The 16,273-nt window shown below is 73.0% G+C and carries 19 protein-coding genes; 5 read left to right on the plus strand and 14 right to left on the minus strand.

Going from position 1 to position 16,273, the window contains the following annotated elements; genetic code table 11:
• The first annotated feature begins 10 nt into the window (after window positions 1-10).
• On the plus strand, window positions 11-511 hold the full coding sequence (locus O2V63_RS09925; protein WP_269167374.1) for a MarR family winged helix-turn-helix transcriptional regulator: 501 nt from the start codon (window positions 11-13) through the stop codon (window positions 509-511).
• Between the two features lie 22 nt (window positions 512-533).
• Here the strand turns inward: O2V63_RS09925 and O2V63_RS09930 are convergent, their stop codons facing one another.
• The 4 genes from O2V63_RS09930 to O2V63_RS09945 form a co-directional block, all read right to left on the minus strand.
• Window positions 534-950 (minus strand): ankyrin repeat domain-containing protein, encoded by a 417-nt coding sequence (locus O2V63_RS09930; RefSeq protein ID WP_269167375.1) that lies wholly within the window; start codon window positions 948-950, stop codon window positions 534-536.
• A 43-nt stretch (window positions 951-993) separates the two neighbouring features.
• Window positions 994-1,746 carry a dienelactone hydrolase family protein gene (locus O2V63_RS09935; RefSeq protein ID WP_269167376.1) on the minus strand — a complete coding sequence of 251 codons (753 nt, stop codon included), beginning with the start codon at window positions 1,744-1,746 and terminating at the stop codon, window positions 994-996.
• Window positions 1,747-1,790: 44 nt separating this feature from the next.
• Entirely contained in the window at window positions 1,791-2,393 is a 603-nt protein-coding gene (locus O2V63_RS09940; protein ID WP_269167377.1) for a hypothetical protein, read from the minus strand.
• A 91-nt stretch (window positions 2,394-2,484) separates the two neighbouring features.
• The gene (locus tag O2V63_RS09945) at window positions 2,485-2,697 is read right to left on the minus strand and encodes a hypothetical protein (protein WP_269167378.1); all 213 of its coding nucleotides are present in this window, start codon (window positions 2,695-2,697) and stop codon (window positions 2,485-2,487) included.
• Window positions 2,698-2,771: 74 nt separating this feature from the next.
• Here O2V63_RS09945 and O2V63_RS09950 point away from each other — a divergent pair, with 74 nt between their 5' ends.
• Window positions 2,772-4,316, plus strand: a complete 1,545-nt coding sequence (locus O2V63_RS09950) for a helix-turn-helix domain-containing protein (protein ID WP_269167379.1) — start codon at window positions 2,772-2,774, stop codon at window positions 4,314-4,316.
• Window positions 4,317-4,353: 37 nt separating this feature from the next.
• On the opposite strand, the gene O2V63_RS09955 is transcribed toward O2V63_RS09950, so the two are convergent.
• The 3 genes from O2V63_RS09955 to O2V63_RS09965 all read right to left on the minus strand — a co-directional run bounded on the left by O2V63_RS09955 (window position 4,354) and on the right by O2V63_RS09965 (window position 6,000).
• On the minus strand, window positions 4,354-4,875 hold the full coding sequence (locus tag O2V63_RS09955) for a hypothetical protein (RefSeq protein WP_269167380.1): 522 nt from the start codon (window positions 4,873-4,875) through the stop codon (window positions 4,354-4,356).
• Complete coding sequence (locus tag O2V63_RS09960) at window positions 4,872-5,456, minus strand: hypothetical protein (protein WP_269167381.1); 585 nt, start codon at window positions 5,454-5,456, stop codon at window positions 4,872-4,874. Before O2V63_RS09960 ends, O2V63_RS09955 begins: the two co-directional genes overlap by 4 nt.
• Before the next feature lie 79 nt (window positions 5,457-5,535).
• Complete coding sequence (locus O2V63_RS09965) at window positions 5,536-6,000, minus strand: PPOX class F420-dependent oxidoreductase (RefSeq protein ID WP_269163489.1); 465 nt, start codon at window positions 5,998-6,000, stop codon at window positions 5,536-5,538.
• 112 nt (window positions 6,001-6,112) lie between these two features.
• On the opposite strand from O2V63_RS09965, the gene O2V63_RS09970 reads away from it, so the two are divergent.
• A complete protein-coding gene (locus tag O2V63_RS09970; protein ID WP_269167382.1) occupies window positions 6,113-7,438 on the plus strand; it encodes an AI-2E family transporter in 1,326 nt (441 codons plus the stop codon).
• Between the two features lie 95 nt (window positions 7,439-7,533).
• Entirely contained in the window at window positions 7,534-8,487 is a 954-nt protein-coding gene (locus O2V63_RS09975; RefSeq protein WP_269167383.1) for a proteasome assembly chaperone family protein, read from the plus strand.
• A 9-nt stretch (window positions 8,488-8,496) separates the two neighbouring features.
• Here O2V63_RS09975 and O2V63_RS09980 read toward each other — a convergent pair whose 3' ends face one another.
• Complete coding sequence (locus O2V63_RS09980) at window positions 8,497-8,799, minus strand: hypothetical protein (RefSeq protein ID WP_269167384.1); 303 nt, start codon at window positions 8,797-8,799, stop codon at window positions 8,497-8,499.
• A gap of 39 nt (window positions 8,800-8,838) precedes the next feature.
• Window positions 8,839-9,180: a cupin domain-containing protein gene (locus O2V63_RS09985; protein ID WP_269167385.1), complete on the minus strand. Its 342-nt coding sequence runs from the start codon at window positions 9,178-9,180 to the stop codon at window positions 8,839-8,841.
• A gap of 584 nt (window positions 9,181-9,764) precedes the next feature.
• Here O2V63_RS09985 and O2V63_RS09990 point away from each other — a divergent pair.
• On the plus strand, window positions 9,765-11,021 hold the full coding sequence (locus O2V63_RS09990) for an FAD-binding oxidoreductase (protein WP_269167386.1): 1,257 nt from the start codon (window positions 9,765-9,767) through the stop codon (window positions 11,019-11,021).
• A 105-nt stretch (window positions 11,022-11,126) separates the two neighbouring features.
• On the opposite strand, the gene O2V63_RS09995 is transcribed toward O2V63_RS09990, so the two are convergent.
• The 5 genes from O2V63_RS09995 to ligD (O2V63_RS10015) all read right to left on the minus strand — a co-directional run bounded on the left by O2V63_RS09995 (window position 11,127) and on the right by ligD (O2V63_RS10015) (window position 16,267).
• A complete protein-coding gene (locus O2V63_RS09995; RefSeq protein ID WP_269167387.1) occupies window positions 11,127-12,794 on the minus strand; it encodes a catalase in 1,668 nt (555 codons plus the stop codon).
• Window positions 12,791-13,261, minus strand: a complete 471-nt coding sequence (locus O2V63_RS10000; RefSeq protein WP_269167388.1) for a Fur family transcriptional regulator — start codon at window positions 13,259-13,261, stop codon at window positions 12,791-12,793. Before O2V63_RS10000 ends, O2V63_RS09995 begins: the two co-directional genes overlap by 4 nt.
• 83 nt (window positions 13,262-13,344) lie before the next feature.
• Complete coding sequence (purU, locus tag O2V63_RS10005; protein WP_269167389.1) at window positions 13,345-14,226, minus strand: formyltetrahydrofolate deformylase; 882 nt, start codon at window positions 14,224-14,226, stop codon at window positions 13,345-13,347.
• Window positions 14,227-14,288: 62 nt separating this feature from the next.
• On the minus strand, window positions 14,289-15,200 hold the full coding sequence (ligD, locus tag O2V63_RS10010; RefSeq protein ID WP_269167390.1) for a non-homologous end-joining DNA ligase: 912 nt from the start codon (window positions 15,198-15,200) through the stop codon (window positions 14,289-14,291).
• The gene (gene ligD, locus O2V63_RS10015) at window positions 15,197-16,267 is read right to left on the minus strand and encodes a non-homologous end-joining DNA ligase (protein WP_269167391.1); all 1,071 of its coding nucleotides are present in this window, start codon (window positions 16,265-16,267) and stop codon (window positions 15,197-15,199) included. Before ligD (O2V63_RS10015) ends, ligD (O2V63_RS10010) begins: the two co-directional genes overlap by 4 nt.
• Window positions 16,268-16,273 lie beyond the last annotated feature (6 nt).

Below are 16,273 nucleotides of genomic sequence, written 5' to 3' on the forward strand. Positions count from 1 at the left end.
GGAGGTGCGCATGACCATCGAGACCACCGTGCCCGACCCCGACGACGTGCCCGACGACTGGCCCGAGGGCTGGCGCGACCTCCCCGCCGAGGTGCTGGCGGTGCTGTGCCTCGGCGCGCAGATCGGCGACTACAGCATGCGCCGCCGCCTCGGCCCGCTGCTGGACACCCCGCTCACCCTCCAGCAGCTCCGCGGGCTGACCTTCCTGGTGATCGAGGAGTCGATGCCCCCGCAGCACCTCAGCGAGCTGCTGGAGGTGAGCCCAGCCACCACGACCGGCCTGGTCGACCGACTGGTCCGCGCCGGCATGGTCGACCGGACCGCGGACAGCCGGGACGGCCGGGGCCGGGTGCTCACGCCCACCCGGGCCGGGGTCCGGGTGGTCCGCCGGCTCATGGCGTCGGACGTGGAGACCGACGCCGCCGTCCTGCAGGCACTGCGGCCGGCCGAACTCGCCGCGCTCCAGGAGGGTCTCTCCGGCGTCCTGCGGGTCCTGCGCGACCAGGACTGATCGGGCGGTCCCACGCGGCCGGTCAGGCGGCGGAGCCCTCCAGCAGGGCGGTCATCTCCGGCAGGTCGAAGAACTGTGCGGTCGCCCGGGCACTGGGCTGGCCGTTGTCGGGGTCGGCGCCGGCGGCCAGCAGGAGGCGCACCGTGTCGGCCGACTGCTTGAAGACGGCGGCGGCCAGGGCCGTCTGCCCGCGGTCGTTGGCCCGGGTGTGGTCCGCTCCACGCTCCAGCAGGGCGGCCACCGTCGACGCCCGGCCCTGGTAGGCGGACAGGATGAGCAGGGTGTCGCCCTTGTCGTTGGTGAGGTTGGCCGGCACCCCGGCGTCGAGGTAGGCCGCCAACTGCTCGGTGTCGCCCTCCCGCGCCAGGTCGAAGACCTTCGCGGCCAGGGCGATGACGCCGGGGTCGATGGGCTGCTGGGACGGCTGCGGGTCGGTCACGCCACCGAGCGTAGGGGCCCGGTGTCGTCCTCCGGCCGCCCGCTCAGGAGCCGCTCACCCGATCGGTGAGGGCGAGCACGTGCCGCCAGGCGTCCTCGCAGGCCTCGGCCCACTCGTCGAACGACCGGTCGAAGAAGGAGTGCGGTGCGCCCTCGTAGACGACCTCGTCCACCTCGGCCCCGGCCGAGCGCATCCGGGCGGCCAGCTCCCGCTGCTCCTCCACCGGGGTGGCGCTGTCCGCCCCGGCGATGATCATCACCACCGGCTTGCGAGCGCCGTCCGCGGCGTCGCCCACCAGGCTGGGCCGGCCGTAGAAGCCGGCGCTGCCGGCCAGGTCCAGGTCGCCGGCCGACTGCCGCCAGGCGTGGCTGCCGCCGAAGCAGAACCCGACGGTGACCACCGGCAACGCCGGGTCGGTACGGCTGCGCAGGTACTCGATCCCGGCGGCGGTGTCCGCGTCCACGCCGGCCGGCGTGGTCTGCGGGATGTGCGTCTGCCAGTCGAAGTCCTCCTCGCGGGTGCCGTTCTCGGCGATCCCCGCCGTGCGGCCGAACCAGTCCACCGCGACCGCGGCCAGCCCCGCCTCGGCGAACCGCTCTGCCAGGGCGACGTAGTAGGGGTGCAGGCCGCGGATGTCGGGCAGCAGGACGACGCCGGCCCGCGGCGTGGTGGCCGGCGCGGCGTAGGCGGCGGAGAACCGGTTGCCGTCGGCGGCGGTCAGCGTGAGGGTGCCCCGCTCGGCGACGGCCCCGACGGTGGGCGGCGCGGGTGGGCGGCTGTCGTGGTCGTGGCACATGCGGACGTGTCTACCGCCGCGCTCGGCCCCGCGCAGCGGGAGCGTCAGCCCTGGTCGCGCGTGGCCCCATCGGCGTCGCCGCCACCGCCGTCGCCGTTGCCGTTGTCAGCGGCGAGGTCGGGGGCGGTCGGGTCACCACCGAAGACGCTCGCCGCCACGTCGCGACGCACCTCGGTGACCCAGTCGTGCTGGCGGTTGGCCTGCCGGATCAACCGGTCGAGCAGGTCGGCGTCGATCCGGCTGTCGACCGAGGCCGCGATCCGCAGCGTCTCGAAGCCGCTGCGCTTGCCCCGTACGGCGGAGGCGAGGAACTCGAACTCGACCAGGTCGCTGGACGGGGACCGGGTGAGCAGGTGCCCGTTCAGCTTCGCCCGGCTCGCCTTCTCCGCCACCCAGCTGGCCACCTGCTTGTACTGGCGCACCGGGAAGCCCAGCGCCCCGGCGACCCCGGTGATCGCGGCCTTCTCCTCACGGAGTTCGTCGAGCAGCTGGCGGAGGGGCTGGTCGTACTCGGTCCCGCGGTGCACCCCGATCATCCGGGAGACCAGCTCGATCCCACCGGCGGCCGCGGCGAGGTGGTCGTTGACGTAGACCGCCAGCAGCGCGGGGTGGGACACGGAACCGGTCGGCACCGGGGTCTGGGACACGGGGTTCTCCTCGCAGGTGGGGCCGGGGTCCGGCTCCCCCATCATGTCCAGCGGCCACCGGTTCGACACCCCGCGTCCTCGGACGGGTGGCTCAGCGGCGGTTCCGCCGACTCCAGCTGGTCCAGGAGTTGTCCCGGACGAACGGGCTGAGGACCTCGGCGTCCCGGCGGCCCTCCCGGACCTCGTACCAGACATCGGAGTGGTGCTGGGACCGGGCCCCGCGCCGCCGGGCCGAGTGGTCCAGCCACCAGGCCACCGCGAGCAGCAGGGTGAGCACGGCCCCGACCGCGATCCAGAAGACCATGACTCATCCTGACGGACCGGCGGACTGCGTGCCAGAACCGTCCGGATCTCATCTGTGACATACCGTGGTCGACGATGACGCTGACCGAGGACACGACGACCCAGTCCCTCCGCCAGATCGGTGCCCTGGTCCGGGACGCCCGGCGGCACCGCGGGCTCACCCAGCTGCAGCTGGCCGAGCGGCTGGGCACCAGCCAGAGCGCGATCGCCCGGATCGAGCAGGGCAACCAGAACCTGACCCTCGAGTTGCTGGGCCGACTGTCGGCGGCGCTGGACAGCGAGCTGATCAGCGTCGGCCGCTCCGGCCCCACCCACCTGCGCGTCCGGGGTGGCACGCCGCTGTCGGGCAGCGTCACGGTGAAGTCGTCGAAGAACGCAGCGGTCGCGCTGCTGTGCGCCGCACTGCTCAACCGCGGCCGGACGACGCTGCGCAACGTCTCCCGCATCGTCGAGGTCGACCGGATCCTCGACGTGCTCACCTCGATCGGCGTCTCCGCCTCCTGGGACGCCGCCGGGCGGGACCTGACCCTCGTCGTCCCCGAGCAGCTCGACCTCTCCGCGATCGACGCCGACGCGGCCCGTCGCACCCGCAGCATCATCATGTTCCTGGGCCCGCTGCTGCACCGGGCCGAGGACTTCCGGCTCCCCTACGCCGGCGGCTGCGACCTCGGCACCCGCACCGTCGAGCCGCACATGATCGCGCTGCGCCCCTTCGGGCTCGAGGTCGAGGCGCACGCCGGGGAGTACCGGGCGACCGTCGCCCCGCCGGTCGCCCGGGACCGGACGATCGTGCTGACCGAGCGCGGGGACACGGTGACGGAGAACGCACTGCTGGCCGCCGCCCGGCACGACGGGACGACGACGATCCGCAACGCCAGCCCCAACTACATGGTCCAGGACCTCTGCCTGTACCTGGAGCTGCTGGGCGTGCGGATCGAGGGCTTCGGGTCCACCACCCTGGTGGTCACCGGCAAGCCCGTGCTCGACGCCGACGTCGACTACCCGCTGTCGGAGGACCCGGTCGAGGCGATGAGCCTGCTGACCGCCGGGATCGTCACCAGCTCGGAGCTGACCGTGCGCCGGGCCCCGATCGAGTTCCTGGAGATCGAGCTGGCCATCCTCGCCGAGATGGGGCTGTCCTTCGACCTGTCGCCGGAGTACCCGGCCGACAACGGCCGCACCCGGCTGGTCGACATCACCCTGCACCCGTCGCAGCTGCGGGCGCCCATCGACAAGGTGCACCCGATGCCGTTCCCGGGGCTCAACATCGACAACCTGCCGTTCTTCGCGGTGATCGCCGCGACGGCCACCGGCAGCACGCTGATCCACGACTGGGTCTACGACAACCGGGCGATCCACCTCTCCGACCTGACCCGGCTGAACGCCGACGTGCGACTGCTCGACCCGCACCGGGTGCTGGTGGAGGGGCCGACCCGCTGGTCGGCGGCGGAGATCGTCTGCCCGCCGGCCCTGCGCCCGGCGGTCTGCATCCTGCTGGCGATGCTGGCGGCCAAGGGCGACTCGGTGCTGCGGAACGTGGACATCATCGCCCGCGGCTACGAGCAGCTCTACGAGCGACTGGTGGAGATGGGCGCCCAGATCGAGGTCTTCTCCGACTGAACCCCTCCACCAAGATGGCCATTGTGGTGGGAGAGGTTCAGGTGCGGAGGAGGACGGCGACGCCGACGCAGCCGAGGGCCCAGAGGCCGCTGGCCAGCGTGCCGATGATGAACCGCTCGGACGCCACCGGGGCCTTCAGCTCGTTGAACCGCCCCAGCCCCTTCACCGCGATCAGGACGGCCAGCCCCTCGGCGAACCCGGCGAGCACGGTGACCGCGATGGCGGCGCGCTCCAGCACGCCGATCCAGGCGCCGCCCCGGAGCACCTCCGGGTCCGAGGCGCGCCGGCGCCCCGGCACCCGGTCGGGGTCGGCGGCCCGGAGGACGGCGGTGGCCACCGGCCCCCCGCCCAGCGCCGCGGAGGCGACCGCGAGCAACTGACCGCCGACCTCCACCCAGTCACCGACCCGCCCGGCCCGCCAGGCCAGCGCGGCGGCGGCGCCCAGCAGCAGCACCAGCAGCACCCCGCCGAACCGGCTGCCCCGGCGGTCGGTGTGCGGGGTCAGGGCGGCTCCGGACACGGCCAGGACGCCGAGGACCACCAGGGCGGCGACGCTCATCCCGCCGCCCGGGCCAGCAGGCGCGCCGCCGCGGGGTGCAGGTCCCGCTCGACGTCCCACAGGCCTGCACCCAACCGCTGCCCCACCGCCTGGCGGGTGACCCCCAGCTCGGTGGCCGCCTCGGCCTGCGTGCACCCGCCCTCGACCAGCTCGATCGCCTCCCATGCCTGGTCGCTGCGCCGCTCGACCAGCGCACCGAGAGCGGTCAGCACCGCCTGTGCATCCGCCGCCGGCTCGGGGGCCATCCCCCGCACGGCGATCCGGACGGGACGGCGCTTGGCCGCCTCGACGGCGGCGCGGGCCGCGACGAACGCCGGGCCGGACCCCGCCCGGGTGCTCCCCGGGAGTGGCGTGTGCACCGGGCCGGCCCCGATCCCGATGCTCCACCCGCCGTCGCGCACGAGCCGGCGCACGACGTCGACCACCACGACCGGGTCGTCGAGCAGGCCCTGGACCTCGTCACCCGCGGTGCGCTCGAAGCGCAGGACGGTCGGCACCCCGCTGAGCGCGGACAGCACCTCGGGAACCCGGTCCGGGCTGCGGCGGCTGTCCCGCTGGTCGACCGTCAGCACGAAGGGCATGGCGCAAGTTCAGCAGCTTGCACAGCCCAGAGCAAGTTCCTGCCCTTGTCGCGGCGGCGTGTCGGCCGGTGGCGCAGGGTCAGGACGAGGCCGGTGCCGGCGGGAAGCCGCCGGTGGCCACCGGCCCCCAGCGTTCGATCGTGACGCGGAGCAGCGACTTGCCCTGGCGCTGCATCGCGGCGCGGTACTCGTCCCAGTCGGGGTGCTCACCGCTGATCGACCGGAAGTAGTCGACCAGCGGGTCGAGCGCGTCGGGCAGGTCGAGCACCTCCGCCTGGCCGTCGACCTGCACCCAGGCACCGTCGAAGTCGTCCGAGAGGACGCAGAGGGAGACCCGGGGGTCGCGCCGGGCGTTGACCGCCTTCGCCCGCTGCGGGTACGTGGAGACCACCACCCGCCCCTGGTCGTCGACGCCACAGGTCACCGGGGACAGTTGCGGGCTCCCGTCGCTGCGGTGGGTGAGCAGGAGGGCCTTGTGCCGGGGGCGCAGGAAGGCGAGCAGCCCGTCGCGGTCGACCCGGTCGGCGGTGGCGGTCTTCGGCATGCCGGCAACCTACGACGCGCCTCCGACGACCCGCGCGGTGACGGGAGCCGGCGCCGCACAGATCACGTCCGGCCGAACGGTGGGACGCGCGCTGGTGTGTTGGGATCAACGCATGCCCGACGAACGCCACGCCGAGAACGCCGCCGAGACAGCCGACGACGAACGCGGCGAGAGCACAGGTGCGAGCCGGGCCGACACCGGATCCGAGACGGGGACCGGGGCTGAGGCCGGGACCTCGACCGACGAGCACGAGGTCGCCACCACCCGGGCGCCGATCCCCGGGCCGGAACGGGCCCGGCGCCTGCAGGCCGCGAGCCGGCGGGTGGCGATCGCCTCGGCCGAGCTGATCATCATCGTCCTCGCCCTGCTCATCCTCGGGCGGGTCATCGGCGAACTGTGGGTGATCCTGCTCCCCGTCGTCCTCGGGCTGCTCTTCACCACCGTGCTCTGGCCGGGCACCCGCTTCCTCCGTCACCACGGCTGGCCGCCGGCACTCGCGTCGCTGGTCGTGCTGCTGCTCTTCCTCGGCGCCTTCGGCGGGATCATCGCCGTCATCGCCCCCCAGGTGGTCGGCCAGGTCGAGGAGGTCGCCGACGGCGTGACCCAGGGCCTGGAGCAGGTGCAGGAGTACCTGGCCGGTCCGCCGTTCAACGTCGACGACGACCAGGTCGGCAACGCCGTCGACTCCATCGTCGAGTCGGTGCAGAGCAACGCCCAGAACATCGCCGGCTACGCCGTCACCACCGCGACCACGATCGGCGGCCTGCTGATCAACCTCGTGCTCGCGCTGGTGCTGACCTTCTTCTTCCTCAAGGACGGCCCGAAGTGGGTGCCGTGGCTGGCGGCGCAGACCGGCCCGCAGGCCGCCCCGCACGTCGCGGCGCTGTCGCTGAAGACCTGGCGCACGCTGTCGGAGTTCATCCGCCAGCAGGCCATCGTCGGTTTCGTGGACGCCTTCTTCATCGGCGTCGGGCTGCTCGTGCTCGGCGTGCCGCTGGTGGTGCCGCTGGCCGTGCTGACCTTCTTCGGCGCGTTCATCCCGATCATCGGTGCCTTCGTCGCCGGTGGATTCGCCGTCCTCATCGCGCTCGTCGACAGCGGCCTGACCACGGCGCTGATCGTGCTCGGGCTGATCATCGTGGTGCAGCAGATCGAGGGCAACGTGCTCCAGCCGATCCTGCAGGGGCGCGGGCTCAACCTGCACGCGGCCGTGGTGATCCTGGCGGTGACCGCCGGCGCCAGCCTGGCCGGGATCATCGGGGCGTTCCTGGCGGTGCCGGTGGCCGCGCTGATCGCGGTCGCCTACCGCTACGGCCGAGACGTGCTCGACGGCAACAACCCCGAGATCGCCGACGACGGCACCCGCGGGCAGCTGACCCGCGATGCCACGGGCACCCACCTGGTGCGCGAACCGGCCGACACCACGCCCGGCAGCTGACCGACCTCCCCCGGCGGGAGGACGATGGGAATGCACCGGCCGTCCGCGGGGCTGGTGCCCACGTGCAACCCGACCAGCCGTCAGGAGGACGTCCCGTGCCCCAGCGACCGGAGGACCTCGTCGAGGTGCTCGCCGAGGCCGAGCCCTTCCTCGCCCGCGAGGCGGCGGTGGCCACCCCCGAGGAGCGCCGGGGCCTGGTGCTCGTCCACCACCTGGCCGGCGACTTCGACGCCGCGCACGCCGGAGCACTGACCGGCGCCCACCTGCTCGACGCGCTGCCGAACCGGCTCATCGCCCGCTTCGACGCCGACGCTCTGGTCGACTACCGGGGCCACCGGCCACGGATGACGTTCTCCGGCGACCGGTACGTCTCGATCGCCTCCCCGGAGATCGGGCTGTACGCCCTGGAGGACGACGCCGGGACGCCGTTCCTGCTGCTGCACGGTGCCGAGCCCGACTACGCCTGGGAGCGGTTCGTCGCCGCGGTGCTGCAGCTGGTCGACCGGCTGGGCGTGACCTCGGCCGTCGCGTTGCACGCCATCCCGATGCCGGTGCCGCACACCCGCCCGGTGACCGTGACGGCACACGCGACACGGCGGCAGCTGATCGAGTCCTATCCCCTGTACTGGGGCGAGATGCGCATCCCCGGGAGCGTCGGTGCGCTGCTGGAGCTGCGGCTCGGGGAGGCCGGCGTCGATGCGCTCGGCATCGCCGCCCACGTGCCGCACTACCTGACCCAGGCCACCTACCCGGCGGCCTCGCTCACCCTGCTCGAGCACCTGACCCAGCTCACCGGCCTGCTCGTGCCGACCGAGACGCTCCGTGAGGCGGCCGAGGCGCATCGCACCGAGGTCGACGAGCAGATCGCCCGCTCCAGCGAGAACACCGCAGTGGTCAGCGCCCTCGAGGAGCAGTTCGACTCCTTCACCGCCTCCCGCGAGGAGACCGGCCTGCTCGGGTTCGGTGGCGAGATGCCCAGCGGCGACGAGCTCGGCGCGCAGATCGAGCGCTTCCTCGCCGAGCAGGACGGCGACCGCCCCGCCGACTGACGCCCCGGCTCAGCCGGTGAGCACCCGGGCGACCGCCAGCGCGTGTGGGTCGGCCGGCGTCGCATCGGCGGCCGAGCGCAGCCAGGCGGCCAGCGGGCCGGCCACCGCTGGGGTCAGGGTGACGATCCACTCCGCCGTGCGCGCCCGGGCCTCGGCCACGTGCTCGGTGCTCCCATCCGCCCAGCGGGCGATGACCTCCGGCCGGGACGCCAGCAGGCCGCCGACGGTCCAGCTGCCGCCGGTGGTCCGCGCCGCCAGTGCGTCGAGGTGGTCGGCGGCGGTGAGCAGCACCGCGACGTCCGGGTCGTCCATCGACTGTCCTTCCGCGCGCACGGGCACCTGACGGCGCGTTCAGGCCGGGAACTTCGCCACCGTCAGCAGGACGACGGAGTCCTCCAGCGCCTCCAGGGCGTGCCGCTCGGCCGGGATGGCCAGCAGTTCCCCCTTGCCCAGCTCCTGGGGGGCGGCGGTGGAGGTGAGCCGGACCCGCCCTTCCAGCACCAGCAGGGTCGCCTCGCCGGGGTTCTCGTGCTCGGCCAGGCTCGCACCGGCGCGCAGCGCGATCGCGGTCTGCCGCAGGGTCGTCTCGTGGCCGCCGTGGACCGTGTGCGCCGCCCGACCGCTGCTCGCGCCGGCCGCCGTGCCGGCCAGGTCACGGGCCATCCCCCACACGTCCTGCCGCTCTGCGTTCATGTGCGTCCTCTCCACGTTCGGGAACCTCGGACGCCGGCCCTGCCCACGCCCAGTGCCGGGCCTGGACCCGGCATCGCCCCGGACGATGCCCGCCACCTGCGGGGGGTGGCAACCCGCTGATCTGCCTGGTCGTCCCCAGTGCCCGACGGCACGTCGTGGCGGGACCTTCGACTCCGTACCTGGCGGCCGACTCCGTGCAGTGGGCAGCGGACGCGCATCCGATCGGGTGCACGTGGTCCACCGCTGGACGGTTCCGTGCCGCCGCTGCTGATGGGCATGGCCTACGGGTGGGTCGGCAACCACCGGCCGGGGCTGGTCCTGCTGGCGGTCGCAGCGCTGATCGCCGCCGGCTACACCGGGGTGCGGATGCGCGCGGTGGGTCAGGAGCGGACGGGCTGGCCCCGGCTCGGCCGGCGGCCGGCGGGACCCCCGCACCGGCTCCCGCAGGATGTCGCGCCGCTGGTCCCCTGGGGCGATGACCTAAGACCTCCTGCGAAACCGGGCGGCCCCCACCAGACTCGGGGATGCCTCCGGCCGCCGGACCCGATGGTGGGCGGAGCACACCCAACCGCAAGGAGCCTGCATTGCTGTCCGATCGCTCACGTCCGGTCATCGAGGCGACCCTGCCGGTCGTCGCCGAGAACATCGAGGAGATCGCCCGACGCTTCTACGCGCACCTCTTCGGCGCCCACCCCGAGCTGCTCGACGGCACGTTCAACCGCGGCAACCAGGCCGAGGGCACCCAGCAGGTGGCCCTGGCCGGTTCGGTCGCCGTCTTCGCCAGTGCACTCGTCAAGGACCCCGAGCAGGTGCCCGAGCACCTGCTGGCCCGGATCGCGCACAAGCACGCCTCACTGGGCATCACCCCCGCGCAGTACGACGTCGTCCACGACAACCTGTTCTGGGCGATCGTCGACGTGCTCGGTGACGCCGTCACCCCCGAGGTGGCCGCGGCCTGGGACGAGGTCTACTGGCTGATGGCCTACGCGCTGATCAACATGGAGCGCGGCCTGTACAGCTCCCGCGGGGTGCGGCCGGAGACGGTCTGGCGCGAGTGGGAGGTCGCCGAGAAGACCGAGGAGACCGCCGACGTCGTCACCTTCCGGGTGAAGCGGATCGACGACCGGCTGGTCAAGACGTCGCTGCCCGGTCAGTACGTGTCGGTGAAGATGCAGATGCCCGACGGCGTCCACCAGCCGCGGCAGTACAGCCTCACCCGGGCCGACGACGGCGAGCACCGCCAGTTCTCGGTCAAGCGGGTGCGCGGCGGCGACAAGCCCGACGGCGAGGTCTCGAACCTGCTGTGCGACCAGGTGCAGGTCGGCGACGTGCTGACGATGTCGCTGCCGTTCGGGGACGTCGTCCTCGACGACTCCGGCCGCCCGGTGGTCTTCGCCAGCGCCGGCATCGGGATCACCCCGATGGCGGGGATGATCTCCCACCTCACCGCCGCCGGGTCACGACTGCCGATCACCCTGCTGCACGCCGACCTCGACGAGAGCTCCTTCGCACTGCGCGGGCAGGTCAGCGCCGACGTCCAGCAGCTGCCCGACGCCTCGCTGCACGTCTGGTACGAGAACGGCGCGGACAGCACGCTGCCCACCGACGGCGTGCACGCCGGGATGATGGACCTGGCCGCGGTCGACCTGCCCGACGGCGCGGCGTACTACCTGTGCGGCCCGCTGCCGTTCATGCGTGCGGTGCGCAGCGCGCTCATCGACCGGGGCGTGCCGGGCCGGGACATCCAGTACGAGGTGTTCGGCCCCGACCTGTGGCAGGCCGACCTGGCCACCGAGCCGACGCCGGACGCCGCGGCCCACCCGGTCGCCGCGCAGGCCTGACCGACCCGGCACAGCACTGCGGGCCGCGCCCGGGGAGTTCCCCCGGTCACGGCCCGCAGTGGTCTGACGGCGCGGGTTCAGCCCGCGTGTGTCACTGAGCCGATGTCACTTGGCCAGGACGACGTGCTCGTTGGGCACGCAGTGCGTCATCGTCAGGCCCGAGACGTCGCGGGGGCCGTTCTTGCCCAGGTTGGCCGCACGCTGCAGCTCCGCCTCGGTGAGCGTCTGGGTCTGCAGCGGCGGCATGCCCCGGACGTCGTCCGCGCTGATGCCCAGGCCGTCACCGACCCGCTGACCCAGCTCGTCCTCGACCATGAAGAGGTGCCACATCATCCGCTCCTGGATCGGCCGGTCGCACTGCGACAGGTTGGCGATCAGGTTGGCGACGAGATCGTCCTTCTCCCACTGCTCGGACAGCAGGTAGCGCTGGCCGGCCTGGGTGTAGTCGTCGGTGCGCTCGATCCGCTTGCGGGTGAGCCGGCCGGTGATCTCCGGGCCCTGCTCGTCGTGCGTGGGGTACTCGGCCTCACGCAGGCCGCCCAGGATCGACGGCTCGTAGTTGACGTGCGGGTTCTGGCCGGGGCCCAGGTCCACGCCGTAGGCCATCGCCCCGTCGCGCTGGTTGGTGGCGACCTTGACGCCCTTGGGCTGGTTCACCGGCAGCTGCAGGTAGTTGGGGCCCACCCGGTAGCGCTGGGTGTCGGAGTAGGAGAACGTCCGGCCGACCAGCATCTTGTCGTCGGAGAAGTCCAGCCCGTCGACGAGGACACCGGTGCCGAAGGCGATCTGCTCGCTCTCGGTGAAGAAGTCCTGCGGCGTGCGGTTCAGCGTCATGGTGCCGACCTTGCGCAGCGGGAACTCGTTCTCCGGCCACACCTTGGTGTCGTCCAGCGGGTCGAAGTCCAGCTCCGGGTGGTCGTGGTCGTCCATCAGCTGGACGTGCAGGTCCCAGGAAGGGAACTCGCCGCGCTCGATGGCCTCGTAGAGGTCCTTCGTGTGCACGCCCAGCTCGTTGCCCTGCGCGACCGCGGCGTCGGCCTCGGTCCAGGACTTGACACCCTGCTTGGGCAGCCAGTGGTACTTGACCAGCTTGGTCTCACCGGCGGCGTTGACCCACTTGTAGGTGTTCACGCCGAAGCCCTGCATGGTGCGGTAGCTCGCCGGCAGGCCACGGGGGCCGAGGACCAGCGTCATCATGTGCAGCGCCTCGGGCGACTGCGACCAGAAGTCGAAGACCCGGTTGGCGACCTGGCGCTCGAAGGTCACCGGGTCGGGCTTCTGCGAGTGGATGAAGTCGGGGAACTTGATGGCGTCCCGGATGAAGAAGACACCCAGGTTGTTGCCGACGAGGTCCCAGTTGCCGTCCTCGGTGTAGAACTTCACCGCGAAGCCGCGCGGGTCACGCGCCGCCTCGGAGGAGTCCCGGCCACCGGCGACGGTGGAGAAGCGCAGCGCGACCTCGGTCTCCTTGCCCTTCTCCTGGAAGAGCTTGGCCCGGGTGTACTTGCTGATCGGCTCGTCACCGACGGTGCCGTCGGCCACGAAGACGCCGAACGCAGTGGCGCCGCGGGCGTGCACGACGCGCTCCGGGATGCGCTCCCGGTCGAAGTGGCTGATCTTCTCCAGGAACTGGTAGTTCTCCAGCGTGGCCGGGCCACGCGAGCCCACCGTGCGCTGGTTCTGGTTGTCGTAGATCGGGTGTCCCTGACGGTTGGTCAGGACGGCCCGGTCCGCCTCACTGGCGGCAGGTCCCTGCGATGCGACGTCGGTCATGCTGTCACTCCCTCTTCGATTGCACTGTTCGTCCCGTGCACGTGCGTCCTGCGCGCGACCTGACAGCCGGCGCAGAGTCCCCAGAAGACGACCTCGGCCTCGTCCACGGCGAAGCCCGCCGCGTCCGAGGGCTGCAGGCAGGGGGCCTGGCCCACGACGCAGTCGACGTCGGCAATCAGCCCGCACTCCCGGCAGACCAGGTGGTGGTGGTTGTCGCCGACCCGCAGCTCGTACAGCGCCGGCCCACCGGCCGGCTCGATGCGGCGGGCGATGCCGCTCCCGACGAGCGCCTTGAGCACCCCGTAGACCGCCTGAGGGGATATCGAGGGGTGGACGGTGCGCGCGGCGGTGGCGATGGTGTCGGCGTCGACGTGCGGGTGCTCGGCGAGCACGCCGAGCACGGACAGCCGCGGCCGCGTGACACGCAGCCCTGCCGTCCGCAGCTGCTCGGTCCAGGTCGTCTCCATCAGCAACGAGTCAACCCCGTTGTCTTGAATGAGTCAAATCAAGAGCAGGTGAACTCCGCCTGTCGAGGGAGGGCCGCCGGGGCTCAAGCGAAGACGATCGTGCGGTCGCCCTCGACGACGACACGGTCCTCCACGTGCCAGGTGACCGCCTGGGCCAGCACCTGGCGCTCGACGTAGCGACCGATCCGGCGCATGTCCTCGACGGTGGCGCGGTGGTCGACCCGGGCCACCTCCTGCTCGATGATCGGGCCGGCGTCCAGCTCCGCGGTCACGTAGTGCGCCGTCGCCCCGATCAGCTTCACGCCGCGGTCGTGGGCGGCCCGGTACGGGTTCGCGCCGACGAAGGCCGGCAGGAAGCTGTGGTGGATGTTGATCAGCCGCTCCGGGAAACGGCTGCAGAAGTCCGCCGAGACGATCTGCATGTACCGGGCGAGCACGACCAGGTCGACGTCCCCGATCAGCTCCAGCGCCCGCGCCTCCGCGGCGTCCTTGGTGTCGGGGGTGACCGGGACGTGGTGGAACGGCACGCCGTGTGCCCGGGCGACGGGCTCGAGGTCGGGGTGGTTGGAGACGACGGCGGCGATCTCGGCCCGCAGGTCACCCGCGTCGACCCGGTAGAGCAGCTCCTGCAGCACGTGGTCGGCCTTGGAGACGAAGACCGCCAGCCGTGGGGTGCGCGCGGCCTCGGTCAACCGCCAGGTGAACTGCCACTCCCCCGCGAGACCGGCGAGGGCCTCCTCCAGCTCGGTGCGGCGGGTGGCCAGGTCGTCGAGGACGAACTCCAGCCGCAGGGTGAACGTGCCGCCGGACGGGTCCGAGGAGTGCTGCTGGGACTCGGTGATGTTCGCGCCGGCCTCGGCCATCAACCCGGAGAGCACCGCGACGATGCCCGGCCGGTCGGGGCAGCGGACCACCAGCCGCCCCAGGTCGGCGGTGGAGGGAGCACGGCGATCGGGTCCAGACACGCCCGGAATGGTCCCAGGGGTCGCCGCGTCCCCCGCCGGGCGGGTCGGTGGGGGCGCGTCCGTCAGGGCAGGACGGCGCGGGTGCGGTCGGCGACGTCGAACAGGTCACCGTGCTCGGCGACCCGGGCCAGGACGTCGTCGGTGCGGAAACGGACCGACTCCGGGTCGCCGCCCTCGCGCAGCGCGTCGACCTCGGCCCAGCGGAGCGGGGTGGAGACGGTGGCGAACGGCCGGGCGCGGAGCGAGTACGGCGCGACCGTCGTCTTCGCCGTGTTGTTCTGGCTCCAGTCGAGGAGCACCTTGCCCGGTCGCAGCGCCTTCTCCATCCGCCAGACGACGTCGTCCGGGCTCTGCCGGGTGAGCTCCTGGGCCAGCGCCTTGGCGTAGCGACTGGGGTGCTCCTTGTCGGCGCACTCGATCGGGGCGTAGACCTGCAGCCCCTTGGACCCCGACGTCTTCACCACCGGGTCCAGCCCGTCGGCGACCAGCCGCTCGCGCAGCCGGTGCGCCACCCGGGCGCACTCGACCACCCCGGTGCCCGGGCCCGGGTCGAGGTCGAGCACCAGCAGGTCGGGCAGCAGCGCCGTCCCGGCCTCGTCGACCTGCCACTGCGGCACGTGCACCTCCAGCGCGGCGAGGTTGGCCGACCACGCCAGGTCCGGGACGGCGGAGAGCAGCACCATGTCCAGCGTCTCCCGGCCACGCGAGGAACCGGGCGAGGGCACCGTCACCGTCTGCACCCAGTCGGGGGCGTGCCGAGCGTTGTTCTTCTCGAAGAACGCCTGCCCGTCGACGCCGTTCGGCCAGCGGGTGAAGGTGACCGGCCGGTGCGCCACGTGCGGGAGCAGCACCGGCGCGATCCGCACGTAGTAGTCGATCACCTGCGCCTTGGTGAAGCCCACCTCGGGGAAGAGCACCTTCTCCAGGTTCGAGACCTCCAGCTGGCGGCCCTCGATCTGCACCCGCTGCCTCACGGCTCGACCACCACGTCGGCCGGCGCCTGGTCCGTGCGCAGCCCGCGCCAGGACGGGTGCCGCAACCGACCCTCGCGGGTCCACTCGGTGAAGACCACCTCACCGACCAACGTCGGCTCGACCCAGTGCGCGTCCCGGGTCACCTCGCGCGGCAGTGCATCGGCGAACGGGGCGGACGCCCGCAGGGTGAGCAGCGGCTCGAGGTCGGCCAGCGCCCTCGCCGTGAAGCCGGTGCCGACGTGCCCGGCGAAGACCAGCCGGCCCTCCTCGTCGTGCACCCCGAGCAGCAGGGAGCCGATGCCGCCGGCCCGCCGTCCGGCCCCGGGGCGCCAGCCACCGACGACGACCGACTGGGTGCGGAAGTTCTTGACCTTGCGCCACTCCGGCCCGCGGCCCCCGGGCCGGTAGACCGAGTCCAGCCGCTTGGCGACGACCCCCTCCAGCCCGTTCTCCAGGCTGGCCGCCTGAACCTGCTGCCCCACCCCGGCGGCGTTGCCGGGGAACCAGGGCGTGGTCACCCAGCGGTCCGAGCCCAGGCCGAGCGCGTCCAGCCGGTCGCGGCGGGCGGTGTAGGGCAGCCCGAGCAGGCTCTCCCCGTCCAGCGCCAGCAGGTCGAAGACCAGGTAGCTGACCGGGGCGGCCACCGCCAGCCTCGTCACCTCCGGCCCGGTGCGGTGCATCCGGCCCTGCAGCAGCCCGAAGTCCGGCCGGCCCCGCGCGTCCAGCGCGACGACCTCGCCGTCGACCACGGCGTCGCGGCCGGCCAGGGCCGCCGGCAGCGGGCCGAGCTCGGGGTACCTGGCGGTGACGTCGTTGCCGCTGCGCGCCCGCAGCCGGACCCGCCCGGAGCGCACGTGCGCCAGCGCCCGGACGCCGTCCCACTTGAACTCGTAGCCCCAGCGCAGGTCGCCGTCGGCAGGGAGGTCGCCGACGGCGGCCAGCATCGGCGGCAGGTCCTCGGGCACGCCGTCAGCAGCGACCACCGGCAGCGGCCGCCCGGCCGGCTCGGCAGCGCGGGTCGGGTCCGGCTCGGCCCGACGGGGGGCCAGCGGGTCGGCGGCGGCCACCCGGGG

The organism is Modestobacter sp. VKM Ac-2977 (genome assembly GCF_026968045.1).
In the GTDB taxonomy this organism is placed as follows: Bacteria; Actinomycetota; Actinomycetes; order Mycobacteriales; family Geodermatophilaceae; genus Modestobacter.

Coding starts and splice junctions, on each gene's coding strand:
- O2V63_RS09925 (WP_269167374.1), top strand. CDS start 11: ATGACCATCGAGACCACCGTGCCCGACCCCGACGACGTGCCCGACGAC.
- O2V63_RS09935 (WP_269167376.1), bottom strand. CDS start 1,746: ATGTGCCACGACCACGACAGCCGCCCACCCGCGCCGCCCACCGTCGGG.
- O2V63_RS09945 (WP_269167378.1), bottom strand. CDS start 2,697: ATGGTCTTCTGGATCGCGGTCGGGGCCGTGCTCACCCTGCTGCTCGCG.
- O2V63_RS09950 (WP_269167379.1), top strand. CDS start 2,772: ATGACGCTGACCGAGGACACGACGACCCAGTCCCTCCGCCAGATCGGT.
- O2V63_RS09955 (WP_269167380.1), bottom strand. CDS start 4,875: ATGAGCGTCGCCGCCCTGGTGGTCCTCGGCGTCCTGGCCGTGTCCGGA.
- O2V63_RS09960 (WP_269167381.1), bottom strand. CDS start 5,456: ATGCCCTTCGTGCTGACGGTCGACCAGCGGGACAGCCGCCGCAGCCCG.
- O2V63_RS09965 (WP_269163489.1), bottom strand. CDS start 6,000: ATGCCGAAGACCGCCACCGCCGACCGGGTCGACCGCGACGGGCTGCTC.
- O2V63_RS09970 (WP_269167382.1), top strand. CDS start 6,113: ATGCCCGACGAACGCCACGCCGAGAACGCCGCCGAGACAGCCGACGAC.
- O2V63_RS09980 (WP_269167384.1), bottom strand. CDS start 8,799: ATGGACGACCCGGACGTCGCGGTGCTGCTCACCGCCGCCGACCACCTC.
- O2V63_RS09985 (WP_269167385.1), bottom strand. CDS start 9,180: ATGAACGCAGAGCGGCAGGACGTGTGGGGGATGGCCCGTGACCTGGCC.
- O2V63_RS09995 (WP_269167387.1), bottom strand. CDS start 12,794: ATGACCGACGTCGCATCGCAGGGACCTGCCGCCAGTGAGGCGGACCGG.
- O2V63_RS10000 (WP_269167388.1), bottom strand. CDS start 13,261: ATGGAGACGACCTGGACCGAGCAGCTGCGGACGGCAGGGCTGCGTGTC.